The sequence below is a fragment of the Brevibacterium sp. SMBL_HHYL_HB1 genome (assembly GCF_018208375.1).
Lineage (GTDB): Bacteria > Actinomycetota > Actinomycetes > Actinomycetales > Brevibacteriaceae > Brevibacterium > Brevibacterium intestinavium.
Genome location: NZ_CP062936.1, coordinates 3,065,647 through 3,078,668 on the forward strand (window position 1 = coordinate 3,065,647; position 13,022 = coordinate 3,078,668).

A 13,022-nucleotide genomic window follows, 5' to 3' on the forward strand; every position below is an offset into this window, starting at 1 on the left:
CTTAGAGACAGCTCAGTTGGCGTATGGAACGAATGCGGGGTAGGTCCAAGCGTTGGCGGCCCTGTCGAGCACCACATCGATGACGACCGGTTCGCCCGCCGTGAATCCGACACGGACTGCTTCTACAAGCTTGTCCACTTCGGTCACCCTTTGCGCCGCAAGGCCCATTCCTTCAGCGACCGCAGCAAAATCGACTCCGCAGAAGTCAACCCCTATCGTTCGGCCGTCGAAATGCAGCTCCTGTTCTTGCCTGATGTTGCCATAGCTTGAGTCATTAAGCACGATGATCACCACAGTCCCTCCGACGCGTTTGAGAGTTTCGAGCTCCCCTAGACTCATTCCCAGTGATCCATCTCCGATCAGTGCAAGCACAGGCATTGAAGGATCCGCTGCGACCGAAGCGATAGCCGCGGGAAGCGCAAATCCCATATTTCCAAACCCGACTGGCTTGATGTAGCGATACGCAACTGGCATTTCCCATAGAAACGACCACACTCCTGGGTTGCCGGCATCCGGAATCAAAACAGCATCTTCCGGAGTAACATCGCGCAGAGCTCGAACGACCACGGCCGGCGAAACGGTCTCCGGAGTTTCTGGTTCGAGATCGGCCGAAAGCTCCCACCATTCAGCTTCTGCTTTCTGCAATTCATCTATCCATGTCTGGCGCGAGAGTTTTGCGTTCTCCGACCTCGAGGCTACGTTTGCCAGTAAGTCACGAGAAAAGTCCGCAATATCGCCGACGACACCAGTTGTGACTTCGGCGTAGTAGCGACCGATCATTGAAGGGTCGATGTCCACTTGAATGACGTCGGGCAAATCAAGTCGCCACCTTGACGTTGACACCGCATTGAGGCTGTTGCCGAGCGCCAGAACGAGGTCGGCCTCCTGCACGACTCGAGTGGTGAGGTTGGTGCCCATGCGGCTCAAAGCCCCGAAAACCAGCGGGTGTGTGGTCGGCACGGCTCCCATACCGTTGAAAGTGGTGATGACAGGTAAGTTGAGCGCTTCGGCTAACGCCAATACTGCGCCGGAAGCTTCGGCCCTGTTGCCACCGTTACCTACCCATATGACAGGTTTCTTCGCCGCCAGAACTCGTTCAGCAACCTCGGATATCGTCGAGGGCGCGGCGACGGGTCGGGACTTGACCCAGTCGCGAAGTGGGTGAATATCCGGCACCGCCGGAGGGTTCTCAACGGGCAGTTCTATAGTATCGCGCGCAAAGTCAAGGTGAACTGGCCCGGGGTTTCCCGTCATAGCGTTGACATACGCTTCTTCCATAGCTTGCTTGACTGATGAAGCATGCGCGACAAGTCGAGCAAATTTGGTGAATGGTTTGAAGATCTCTACATGATCCGCATTCTGAGCATCGTCCTTGTGGATGTTCTCTCCATTGTTGTTGCAAGTCATGATGATCGCAGGACTTGAATCTCGAAACGCACCCCCCACACCAGTGAGCAGATTGGTCGCGCCGGGCCCTGTAGTGGAAATGGCAACCGCAGGCTGACCAGTCAAACGACCGTAGGCATCTGCCATCACAGCCGCCGCGTTCTCATGACGCGTGTGCACGAATTCGATCGAAGGCGTGTCAATGATCGCGTCCGTGATCGCCAGTGTCTGTCCTCCAACGACACCAAAAACTTTGGTAACGCCGAGCGATTCAAGCATCTTCACAACCAGCTGCCCGCCGGTGATAGCTTCAGTCATTTAGAATTCTCTTTCACTTAGTATTGTTTGGTTTCGGCAGCGGCATCTCCGCCCACCCAACGGCGCTCAGTGCGCCATCTTGCTTGCGAACCCACACATCAAGCTCAACTCGATCGTGGGTGACGCCTGTGACTTTTCCTCGGATTTCTACCGGCTCATGAACATCAACAGTGTTGAGAAACTTCACACGTAGCCGTCCACCGGTGAACAACGCTGAACCAAAGGCCCGTGTCAGAGCTTCAACCATGGCCCCATACTGCTGCTGTCCCTGCACAATGGGGACCCTGAGTCCATAGGCGCGAGCGATACCTAGATCGTTGTGGATATTTCGGACGTATTCACCAACTCGCGAGAACACGGCGGCCTGCTCCGTGGTGAAAGTCTTCGTCAAGGGCGGAAGAACTTGGCCGGACGCAGGAGCGTTCGGAGTGAATTCGGGAGCATCCTCAGAGACCTCACCGGTGACTCGCTTCGAAGGAGAAGTACTACCTCGCCCGGCAATCTTTGCAGGTGCTGTGCGTAGAATTTCTACACCGCGATGGCGCAGAATGCTTCTGCCGTCTTCGCCTGTAGCGGTGGCTTCCATAACCACATAACCTTGCCCACGACGCTCATAGGCTTCGGTGTATGTTCCCTGGAGTGTGACTTTCTCATTGAGATAGGCAGGCGAGTCAAACCACAGTTGCTCTTCAGTATGAAGTCCAACGACACGACTAGCCGCATAGACAGTCGTAAAGAGCTGAACAAGGTCATTGCCAAGCAGTGATGCATGTGCAATGCGCTTCCCATCAAAGGGACTCTCTACAAGATGCCAAGAATGGTAGTCGTCTTGTGTAAAGGCATACCGTTTGATCTTATGGTCATCAACTCGAATCGTGACCGGGCCGAGCTTTTCTGGTATTTCGAGATTTTCAAATAGTGGCTCTTTGAGTCCTGCTTCCAGGTCGTCAGCTACAACTGCACGACGTGGATCAGTTAGGTCTCTGGTGACATCAGTCATTTCGTTTTGTCTCCTCCTAATTCTGACAATGTCGATTTGCTGGTTTCCGGCGCCAGCCACGCACACACCAGCCCAAGGATCAGCGAGAGCACCGTGATCAATGCAATCGGCCATGGATCTCCTCCGGTCCAAGCCAGAAGTGCCGTCGAAGCCATGGGCCAGAGTCCGATGAGCATCGAAGGAATCTGAGCTGCAAGAGAAACCCCGGTATAGCGAACCTTCGTACCAAACAGTTCGCTGAAGAAAGCTGGTTCAACCCCATAAACCGCACCCACACCGATCGCGTATGCAACGGAGTAAATGACATACATAAGAACGATGTTGTCCGCATCGAGAATCCAGAAGAAGGGGAAGGAGACAACTGCCCCAACCACGGAACCGATAATAAAGACCGCTCGACGTCCAATCCGATCACTGAGTTTGCCAAAGAAGTAATAGGTATAGACGGCTAATGCAGCAGCCACTGTCGACGCGATGAGCACATGCGTTCGAGGGATATCCGTATAGTTCGTCGCATATGTCAATCCGATAGTGAGAATGATGTATCCAAATACCGCTTCACCGAAACGCATTCCCATTGCGAGCAGCAACGGCTTCTTGAAATTCCGCACGAGTTCGGAGAGCGGCATCTTCTCCTTTTCCTCGGCTTCGAGCTGCTTTTCTTCCAACTGCGCCTGAGCAGCCTGGAAAGCTGGTGTTTCAGTGAGCTTCATCCGGATGAACAAACCGACACCGATGAGAACAGCACTTAGCATGAATGGCACTCTCCAGCCCCAGCTCATGAGCTGCTCGTCCGGGAGCAGTGAAACTATAGCAAAAATGCTTGTCGCAAAAACCAGTCCGACCGCGTTGCCGATTTGAGGGAAGCTTCCGTAAGCCCCACGTTTGCCGTCGGGTGCATATTCCACTGCAACAAGTGAAGCACCACCCCACTCACCTCCAACACCGAAACCTTGCAGGAGGCGAAGAATGACCAAAAGCACAGGTGCCATCAGTCCGATCTGCTCGGTCGAAGGAAGGAGACCAATAAGAAAGGTGGAAATACCCATCAGCATCAACGTGGTGACTAGAGCAATCTTTCGACCAAACTTGTCACCGAAATGACCAAAGACGATTCCACCCAATGGCCGAGCAAAGAACCCTACGCCGAAGACCGCAAATGCCGATAGCGTTCCGATAATTGGATTGTCAGGATTTGGGAAGAACAGTTCACCAAACACCAGCGCTGAGGCAGTGCCGAAGATGAAATAGTCGTACCATTCGACTGCCGTCCCCACCAGGCTGGCTATCGCAGCGCGACGGGCCAACTTTGCTTTTCCTTCGGGAGCTTTAAACGACTGGGTCGCTATTGGATCTTTCATTTGCAGACTCCTTCGTCATGCGTTCTTTTGAATCTTTCGCCTCGGCATCAAAAGAGGTCTCGTTGAGGCCCTCTTCGAATTGTTCAAATCAAGGAAGCGGGTCGAGCCAGATCGTCCGATATCTCGGCTGAGGCCCACCCCACGGCAGTCTTCTGCCCGTGCTGGTTCTCCACCCACACCTCTGTCTCGAGCCGGTCGTCTACCTCCCGCAAACTCGCACCAGTAGTCGTCAAAGTGTCGTTGACAAATGCCGGAGAGATGAATCGGAGATCGAGTTCACCGGTTGTGAACCACGAGCCTCCAAATAGATCGACCATGTTCGAAACAATCAGCCCAGTCTGCTGTTGCGCTTGGACGATTGTCCTATCCAGACCCGCCAGTGCCGCCTTTTCTACGCTGGTGTGCACATTTGCATATCCGCGACCGGCCCACGAGAAGACAGCCATCTGGTCCTGACTAAACTTTGCACTTTTGACTGGCAACGGCGATCGATATGGAGCTCCGTGATACGCATGAGTCATTACTTTCGCCCTGGGATCAACCTCCCCGACAACTGTTCGATCACGCAGCTCACCGTTCGCTCGACCCTGGCCGACAACATCTCCAGCAACTGTGCGCATGATTTCTCGACCTCGATGCTCGACAAGCAACCGACCGTCTTCTCCGCGCGCCTCAGCTTCCAGGGTGACGTATCCCTGCCCCCTTCGCTCGTACTTCTCTGTGTAACCGCCCTCGATGCTGACCCGCTCACCGATATGCACCGGAGAGTGGAACCTGAGGTGCTCGTGGGTATGAAGGCCCTGCGCAGTGTTTCCGTCGTACTTCTCGTAAAACAGAAACAGCAGTTCGTTAGCGAGCACCAAGGGATGGCCGACCGGGCCTCCGAACGGTGAGTCCGTGAAGTACCAATCACAAAAATCACCTTGTGCGTATGCGTAATCGAGCACAAACTGTCGGTCCACAAGACGTGCCACAGGCCCCATCGGCTCGGGAACCTCTACTAGTTCGTATAGCGCTTCTTTCAAAGACATCATCGTCTTCCTTTCAACGTAAACCGTTACAGTTTCTAGCTCTAAACCACGAGATCTAGACGACTAGACATATCGTATGGATTCTCTACACGCCTGTCAACAGACCTAATCGCCGACTACCTGACAACAGCATGCGATAAGGGAAGTACTCATTGGCGACAGGGCAAGACCAAGCTCGTCGTGGTCCAGATCGAACGGCTACGCGAACCATTGCCCGAAAACGCAGAACGCAATTGAAGGTATTCGGCACCCCTCTGTGTCAGGCTGTCTTGTGACAGTTATCTGACAATATTGGCGGGGAGAGAAGTCTGTTATGTCTTTTGAAGTTCCGTCCCGTTCCTCGAGCCGCGGGCATTTCACCACGGCCCAGAAACTCGAGATCCTGGACGAATATGACAAATGTATCGAGATGGGTTCTAAAGCCCAGTTGGCTCGGACTGTCGGGGTCAATCCCAGAACGATCTATCAGTGGTTCGTGGACAGAGAAAATGGTTGCCTGACCTCGCGATCGGATCGGTTGAATGGCAATCCCAGTGACAACAAGCTCAAAGCCGCTGAGAAGAAGCAACTCACACAGCTGCAGGCCGAGAACGAAGCGTTGAAGGCCAAACTGGCCAAGTCTGAAGCTGCGGTCGATATCTTGGGAAAAGCGTCCGCGCTCTTGGAAGCGATGTCCAAGAGCGCGACCGCGACAGACCCGACGCTGCCCGAGGTCGAGGCGACCAGGCCGGACTGGATGAGCCCGCCACAGTAAAGGCAATCGGGTTCAGGTTCATCGGCGATCTGATCAGGGTCGGCTGGTCGATCACGGCGGCCTGCGAGTTGATGGGTGTGCATCGTACGAGTTGGTACCGTCACCAGAATCCGGCGGTCCCGGCCGGGGTGCAGGTGCCGCAGAAGGAACGCGACTACCCGAGTCGGATCACCACCGCCGAGGCCGATGCGTTCATGGCGCTGTTGAACTCTGAAGACTATGAGAGCCTGTCTGTCACCCAGGCGTATTGGCGGATGCTCGATGCCGGGCAGGTGCCATTCTCCGCGTCGACGGCTCACCGAGTGGTGGCCGCACACGGGCAGAACGGAGACCGTCGCGCCCAGCGCCGTGGTAACCAGCCCAAACGGCCTAAGCCGGTCCACGCTGCCTGCGCACCGAACCAACTGTGGAGTTGGGACATCACGATGCTGCGCGGTCCCGGCAAGGTCATCTATCGCCTCTATGCCATCATGGACGTTTTCTCCCGCAAGATCGTTGGCCACCGGGTCGAGACTTCCGAGAAATCCGTCCATGCTCAGACCATGATCGATCAGGCTGTGGCAACTAACCAGCAGTACCCGACCGTGCTACACGCCGATAACGGGGCTCCCATGCGCGCGGCAACGACTGTCCAGTTCGCTCAGTCGCTGGGGATCAAGCTGTCCTTTTCCCGGCCCAGAGTGTCGAATGACGGGACTGCTGACGGTTTAGTTGACTCCGGGGTTTATGCCGCCAGAGCGACAGCCTTGTGGTGAACAAGCTCGTATTCAACCGGAGTCAGTTCGTCTTCACCGGTCCCGAAGAGAAGAAGCACATCACGGTCACCTCGAAGAAGGGGCTGCACGACCTCGACTTCACCTTCCGCAACGCTCGCCTGACCGTGACCGAGGAACTCAAACGCGCGGACAACGAGAAGCGCTTCGCCCGGGTCAGCCGGTTCCTCTCCGAACAGGTCTGCCCCGACTGCGAAGGCACCCGCCTCTCCCCCGCTGCTCGAGCACCGCGCCTCGGCGAACTCGACCTCGCCGAGGCGACCGCCATGACCCTCGACGAACTCGTCGATTGGGCCGAAGACGTTCCTGGCGGGCTCCCCACCTCGATGCAGTCCATGGCCCGATCGTCGGTCGATGCCCTGCTCGGCATGGCTCGCCGGCTGCTCGACCTCGGACTCGGTTACCTCGCCCTCGACCGGGCCGGTTCGACCCTGTCGACCGACGAACGCCAACGCGTCCAGCTCTCCCGCGCGGTTCGCAACGAGACCACCGGAGTCCTCTACGTCCTCGACGAACCCTCGATCGGCCTCCACCCCTCGAATATCACCGGCCTGCAGGGCGTCATCACCGACCTGCTCGACGAGGGCAATTCCGTCGTCATGGTCGACCACGATCCGCTCGTCCTCCGCGAAGCCGACCACCTCATCGAGATCGGTCCCGGGTCCGGACGCGACGGTGGAACGGTCGTGGCCACCGGCACCGTCGCCGACCTCGACAGTCATCCCGAGTCCCGCATCGGCCCCTACCTCACCGGCCGGGCCGAAACCCTCGTACGCACCCCCGCGGCCGCCTCGGCGACCCTCGATCACGGTCGGGTCCAGCTGCGCACCGCTCCGATCCACACGGTCCACGCTCTCGACGCGGAGATCCCGCGGCAGCGGCTGACCGTCGTTACGGGAGTGTCCGGATCGGGCAAGACCACCCTCGTCCTCGACAGCCTTGTCCCCGCGCTCAAGGCCGCCGACGAGCGTTCGCGGCCCGGGCATGTGCGTGAGATCGATGCCGACGGGATCGATCGGGTCAACGTCGTCGATGCCACCCCGATCGGCATCAACGTCCGCTCCACCGTGGCCACCTATTCAGGGGTCCTCGACGACCTCCGCCGTGCGTATGCCCGACTCGAATCGGCGAAGGATGCCGGGCTCAAGGCCGGGGATTTCTCGTACAACACGGGTTCGCTGCGCTGCCCGAAATGCGAAGGCAGCGGCGAGATCACCCTCGACGTGCAGTTCCTCCCCGACGTCCACATCCCCTGCCCCGACTGCGAAGACCGCCGCTTCAGTCCCGACGCAGATGAGTATCGCCGTGGCTCGGATGCCGATGGTCAGCCGCTGTCGTTGCCGGATCTGCTGGCGATGACGGTCGCCGAGGCGCTCCCCCACCTCGCCGAGATGCGTAAGGTCCACGCCCGGCTGCGGGCGCTGCAGGATGTGGGGCTCGGATACCTCACCCTCCACGAGGCGACCCCGGCACTGTCCGGTGGTGAGGCGCAGCGGCTCAAGCTCGCCACCGAACTCGGGAAGTCGCAGCAGCACACCCTCTTCGTCTTCGACGAACCGACGGTGGGCCTGCACCCCGAGGATGTGCGTGTGCTCGTGCGCGTCTTCCAGCAGCTGCTCGACCAAGGTGGGACGGTGCTCGTCATCGAGCATGACCTCGACATGATCGCGAACGCGGACTGGATCATCGACCTCGGCCCCGGCGGAGGCCAGGACGGCGGTCAGATCGTGGCGACGGGAACTCCGCAGCAAGTCGCGAATGCCTCAGGCAGCGTGACCGGCGAGTACCTCAAGGGGCATTTGGCCGAGGCGGAGCCTGCCGGATAGCGAATGGAGCCGGGGCTCGAGCGCACTTCCCAACTAGCCTGAGCGGATTCAGGCTCCGCTCGCAGCAGCGCCCACGCAGAGGACGAGTCCAATGAGCGAAGCAACAGCCATTCCGATCATTGCTCCGGCCATGACCCACAGGCGAACTCTGCCTGGTCGCAAGGCGAAGCGGGCAGTGAGCAGAATCAGGTAGAGCACTGCCGCTATGACGATCGTAGTGATCGCTGTGGGCACCGCCGTATTGCCGGAGACGATGATCGCCGCGAGCACACCCGCAATGACGACGAGGAAGATCCCACCTGCCACGATCCAGATGGTGCCTGACGAACTGCGCAGCGCAGGCTGATCACTGATGCGGCGTGACTCGATCGGCTCACGTGAACTGTTGTCCATGCCGCCGAATGTACCGAGACAACTGTGACTCGGCTAGGGGGTGCGGTGCCTCAGCCCGGCTCTTCCTCGGCTTCCTTCGCCTTCTCTGCCTTGGTGAAAGCCTGGTACTTCCGAATCACTTCGAGCGCCGGGCCGTCGGCGAGCAGCTCGCCCTTCTCGATCCACAGCGCACGGTTGCACGTGTCCTTGATCGTGCGCATCGAGTGCGAGACGAGGAAGACGGTACCGGCGTTCTCACGGATGGCACGGATACGGCCTTCGGAACGGTCACGGAACTTCTTGTCACCGACGTTGAGCGCCTCGTCGACGATGAGGATCTCGTGCTGCACCGAGGTCGCAATCGCGAACTTCAGACGCTGGGACATACCCGAGGAGTACGTGCGCATCGGCAGGTCGATGAAGTCCTCGAGCCCGGTGAACTCGACGATGTCGTCGAACTTCTCGTCGACCTCGTCACGGGTGAGCCCCAGAGCCAGGGATCCGAGAATGATGTTGCGAGCACCGGAGAGATCCGGAATCAGTGCGGCACCGACACCGAGGAGGTTCGGCCGTGACGTCGCATAGATCGCGCCCTCGGAGGTCGGGGTCAGCCCGGTGATCGACCGCATGAGCGTGGACTTGCCGGAGCCGTTGCTGCCGATGATGCCGATCGATTCGTTCTTGTGAGCGACGAAGCTGATGCCCTTGAGGGCGTGAACCTCTCGCAGCTCCCGCTTCCGCCCCATCACGTTCTTACTGCCGAGCTTGAGCTTCTTGCCCGTGGCCAGGGTCTTGTAGCGGACGTGGACGTTGTCGCAGACGACTACGGGTGGGTTGTTCCTTGTCACCTCGGGGAGGTTGCCGGTGTCGAACGAATTCTCGTCACTCATCACGACCAAACCTTTCCTCGGCCTGCCAGAAGAACACGAAGCCGATGATGAAGATGCCGAATGCCCAGATGGCCAGGTGCCAGAAGTAGTCGTAGGGAACGACTCCGTCCTTCATGAGGATGCCGCGAGCGATGGACAGCACGTTGTTGATCGGCTGCCAATCGGCGAACGGCTGCAGCGACGGGTTGATCTTGTCGACCATGACCTTGAGGTCGAAGAAGACACCCGAGGTGTAGAAGATCATTCGGGAGATGAACGGGGTGACCTGCGACAGGTCTCGGAAGTGGACCGTTGCACGGGCGAAGATGAATGCCACGCCTTGGTTGAAGACCCAGAACAGGAACACCAGCGGGATGAAGAGGAACCAATCCCAATCAGGTCGCGCACCGAAGAGGATGACGATGAGCGCCATGAAAAGGAGCGTGGGGATGAAGTCGAGCAGGTTCTGGAACACCTTGGCGATGGGCAGAACAATGCGCGGGAACGGTAAGGATTGGACGAGTGAGGCATTCGAGATGATCGACTTCGCGCCGCCGTTCATCGAGGTGTTGAAGAATTCGAGGATGAAGACGCCGATGACGACGAATGGCGCGAAGTCCGGCGGTCGAGCAGTCGCTCCCTGCATGATGACGCCGAAGACCGTGCCGTAGATCAGTGCCGAGAACGACGGACGCAGCAACACCCAGGCCATGCCGAGGCGGTTGCGTTCGTTCTCGGACTGCATCCGATACTTCGCCAGCGTATAAGTGAAGTCGCTGCGGCTGATCAGCTGTTTGACGTACTGGGGCAAAGACGGCCGTCCACCCACTCTGTCGAGTCCGTGCTCGGCAGCAAGCTTGGCCATATCCATGAACAGAAGATTCTCTCGTCGGCGACTGGGGGTAGAACAGATGAAAAGTCTACGTGATGAGACTAGCGCAGACTCACAGTCGGCTGTGAGCCTTGAAGTCGAATTCCGGGTCCTCCAGCTGGGCCCGAGTGGGGATGTGGTTACCGCCGAGTACTCGACGGGCGGCGGCCTGCATGGGCGGCCAGTTGAATGTCTCGACGCCGATGAGCTTCGACTCCGGTGCGGTGCCGTCGAAGTGGAAGACCTGGAATTTGGCTCCGCTCGGGTCGTGTCTGATGATCGTGTCGGTGGCATCGGGGCTGGTCAGGCCCGCCGTGAACACCTTCAGAGGGCCTTGGAAACTCCAGTGCCAGGGCACCTCCGACCAGATCTTCGCCGCCGTGTCTGCCGGGTTGTCGGCGGGAGCGTCCTCGCTGGTGCCTGAGGGCTCGTCGGCGATGGTGGTGAGGTATTCGGCGAGGAACTTCCCATGGCTTTCGGCCACCGGTTCGCAGGCCCACGGATGGTCGAGAGCGTAGGGTCCGGCGGTGACGATTGCGCAGTCTCCGGCGGCGAAGATGCCGGGATGGGATGTTGCCAAGCTCTCATTCACCTCCCATGCCTCGGCGGGGCGATCGCCGTCGATGGGAATGAGGCGGGGCCGGGCTCCGACACTGGTGATGAACAGATCGTGAATATTTGCGTCGATGTCGTCCGGGCTCGACGTGTGGGTGACGAATTCGACGCCTGCGGCCTTGTGCGCTTCGAACAGCGCCTGCCTGACCGGCGCGGACAGCTGTTTGCGCAGCGGTTCGCCTCCGCGCAGATAGACCGTGGCCCGGTGCCCGGCCGCGACCGCCGAGGTGGCGACCTCCATTCCGAGATAGCCGGAGCCGAGGACTCCGACGTTGAGCGGCTGTGTGGCCTCTTCGACCCGGGCGAGGATCCATTCGGCGTCGCCGAAGTCGTAGACCGGCAGCGCATCCGGGTATTCCGGGATCTGCGGCCGGTTGGCTTCCATCCCCGTGGCGAGGATGCAGTGGGTGAAGTCGATCGACTCCCCCGAAGCCAGGTGGACGGTGCCCACGGTCGCGTGGTCGTCGGTCAGCCGTTGGGGGTGGAGCTGGGTCTCTGCGGTGTAGCGGGACTCGGCGGCCGCCTCGGCGAGGGTGATCTCCTCCGCCCAGTCGCGGACGAAGGTGATGTGCTCGGTCGACTCGAGGTGGTAGGGCAAGTGGTGGCGGGAATTGTCGAAGAGGTGCTTCGACAGCGGCGGCCGTTCGCAGGTGTCCCCTGCCTGCGGGTCGATGACGGTGACCGCCTGACCGCGCTCGTTGAACTCCCTGGCCGCTGTGGTGCCGGCCAGACCCGCACCGATGATGACGATCCGCTTGCTCATGTCTCCCATGCTAGTGCTCGGGTCGGGCATTCGCTGGCCGAGGGATGGTTGGGCGATCGGCGGATGGTGGCGGGGCGCGCGATCGCGGACGGCTGGATGGTGCCCGGGGAGAATTGGGATCTCCCCGGGCACCTCACCGCGTCGCTCCCATTGCCGCTGGTCGGCACGGTCACCGTGCGGCGAGCGCAACCAGTTGGCCCGCGCGAGCGGTCAGTTGTAGAGCATGCCGCCGTCGACCAGCAGGGTCTGACCGGTGACGTAGTCGGCGTTGTCGGAGGCGAAGAAGGACACGACTCCGGCAACGTCTTCCGGGGTCTCGATGCGGCCCAGGGCGATGCCTTCGACATTGTCCTTGAGGTTCTCACCCTTGGCCTTGCCGTTGAGCTTGCCCATCTCCTCGTCGATGGTGTCCCACATGCCGGTGCCGACGATGCCGGGTGCCCAGGAGTTGACGGTGATGTTGCGTGGAGCCAGTTCCTGGGCGGCCACCTGGGTGATGCCGCGCACGGCGAACTTCGTCGCCGAGTAGGCGCCGAGAATCGGGAAGCCCTTGATGCCGGCGATCGAACCAGCGGAGATGATCTTGCCCTTGTCCTTGCCCAGCTCCTCGAACTTCGCCGAGGCGGCCTGGATGCCGTAGATCACGGAGTAGACGTTGATGCTGAAGATCTTCTCGAGGTTCTCCGTCGTGATCTTGTCGACCGGCTCAACCTGCACGATGCCGGCGTTGTTGGCGATGACGTCGAAGCTGCCGAGCTGTTCGGCCGTGGCGTCGACTGCGGCGAACACCTCATCGCGCTTGGAGACATCGGCCGCGACCCAGATTGCTCTGCGACCGAGATCCTCGATCTCCTTGACCACCGCGCGAGCCTTCTCCTCTTGGAACCCGAGGTCGGCAACTGCGACGTCGAATCCATCTGCTGCCAGTTTGAGCGCAATGGCACGACCGATTCCCTGGCCGGCTCCTGTGACGAGGGCTGCTTTGTTGTCAGCCATGGTCTGTCACTTCCTCCCTAATCGTTGACAGCTCAACAGTAACTCCGCTTCACGCGGTTGAACCGGAGTTGGCAAGTGAGATGCGAG

The 13,022-nt window shown here is 59.4% G+C and carries 12 protein-coding genes; 3 read left to right on the forward strand and 9 right to left on the reverse strand.

Going from position 1 to position 13,022, the window contains the following annotated elements:
• Positions 1–12: 12 nt before the first annotated feature.
• The 4 genes from IG171_RS14155 to IG171_RS14170 form a co-directional block, all read right to left on the reverse strand.
• The gene (locus tag IG171_RS14155; RefSeq protein ID WP_212128030.1) at positions 13–1,704 is read right to left on the reverse strand and encodes a thiamine pyrophosphate-binding protein; all 1,692 of its coding nucleotides are present in this window, start codon (positions 1,702–1,704) and stop codon (positions 13–15) included.
• A 13-nt stretch (positions 1,705–1,717) separates the two neighbouring features.
• Positions 1,718–2,704, reverse strand: coding sequence for a MaoC/PaaZ C-terminal domain-containing protein (locus IG171_RS14160; protein ID WP_212128031.1), 987 nt, complete (start codon positions 2,702–2,704; stop codon positions 1,718–1,720).
• Positions 2,701–4,065, reverse strand: coding sequence for an MFS transporter (locus tag IG171_RS14165; RefSeq protein WP_212128032.1), 1,365 nt, complete (start codon positions 4,063–4,065; stop codon positions 2,701–2,703). Before IG171_RS14165 ends, IG171_RS14160 begins: the two co-directional genes overlap by 4 nt.
• An 83-nt stretch (positions 4,066–4,148) precedes the next feature.
• Positions 4,149–5,099, reverse strand: coding sequence for a MaoC family dehydratase (locus tag IG171_RS14170; protein ID WP_212128033.1), 951 nt, complete (start codon positions 5,097–5,099; stop codon positions 4,149–4,151).
• Positions 5,100–5,409: 310 nt separating this feature from the next.
• Between IG171_RS14170 and IG171_RS14175 the strand changes: the two genes are divergently transcribed.
• The 3 genes from IG171_RS14175 to IG171_RS14185 all read left to right on the forward strand — a co-directional run bounded on the left by IG171_RS14175 (position 5,410) and on the right by IG171_RS14185 (position 8,449).
• Positions 5,410–5,850, forward strand: coding sequence for a transposase (locus IG171_RS14175; protein WP_212127466.1), 441 nt, complete (start codon positions 5,410–5,412; stop codon positions 5,848–5,850).
• Between the two features lie 71 nt (positions 5,851–5,921).
• On the forward strand, positions 5,922–6,605 hold the full coding sequence (locus IG171_RS14180) for a DDE-type integrase/transposase/recombinase (protein WP_212128034.1): 684 nt from the start codon (positions 5,922–5,924) through the stop codon (positions 6,603–6,605).
• Positions 6,602–8,449 carry an excinuclease ABC subunit UvrA gene (locus IG171_RS14185; RefSeq protein WP_249203710.1) on the forward strand — a complete coding sequence of 616 codons (1,848 nt, stop codon included), beginning with the start codon at positions 6,602–6,604 and terminating at the stop codon, positions 8,447–8,449. The genes IG171_RS14180 and IG171_RS14185 overlap by 4 nt, the downstream gene beginning before the upstream one ends.
• A 48-nt stretch (positions 8,450–8,497) precedes the next feature.
• On the opposite strand, the gene IG171_RS14190 is transcribed toward IG171_RS14185, so the two are convergent.
• The 5 genes from IG171_RS14190 to IG171_RS14210 form a co-directional block, all read right to left on the reverse strand.
• On the reverse strand, positions 8,498–8,842 hold the full coding sequence (locus IG171_RS14190; RefSeq protein WP_212128035.1) for a hypothetical protein: 345 nt from the start codon (positions 8,840–8,842) through the stop codon (positions 8,498–8,500).
• A gap of 50 nt (positions 8,843–8,892) precedes the next feature.
• Entirely contained in the window at positions 8,893–9,711 is an 819-nt protein-coding gene (locus IG171_RS14195) for an ABC transporter ATP-binding protein (protein WP_212128036.1), read from the reverse strand.
• Positions 9,704–10,561, reverse strand: a complete 858-nt coding sequence (locus tag IG171_RS14200; protein WP_212128037.1) for an ABC transporter permease — start codon at positions 10,559–10,561, stop codon at positions 9,704–9,706. Before IG171_RS14200 ends, IG171_RS14195 begins: the two co-directional genes overlap by 8 nt.
• Before the next feature lie 73 nt (positions 10,562–10,634).
• Complete coding sequence (locus tag IG171_RS14205; protein WP_212128038.1) at positions 10,635–11,939, reverse strand: FAD-dependent oxidoreductase; 1,305 nt, start codon at positions 11,937–11,939, stop codon at positions 10,635–10,637.
• Positions 11,940–12,149: 210 nt separating this feature from the next.
• Positions 12,150–12,935 carry an acetoin reductase gene (locus IG171_RS14210; protein ID WP_101555668.1) on the reverse strand — a complete coding sequence of 262 codons (786 nt, stop codon included), beginning with the start codon at positions 12,933–12,935 and terminating at the stop codon, positions 12,150–12,152.
• Between the last annotated feature and the right edge of the window lie 87 nt (positions 12,936–13,022).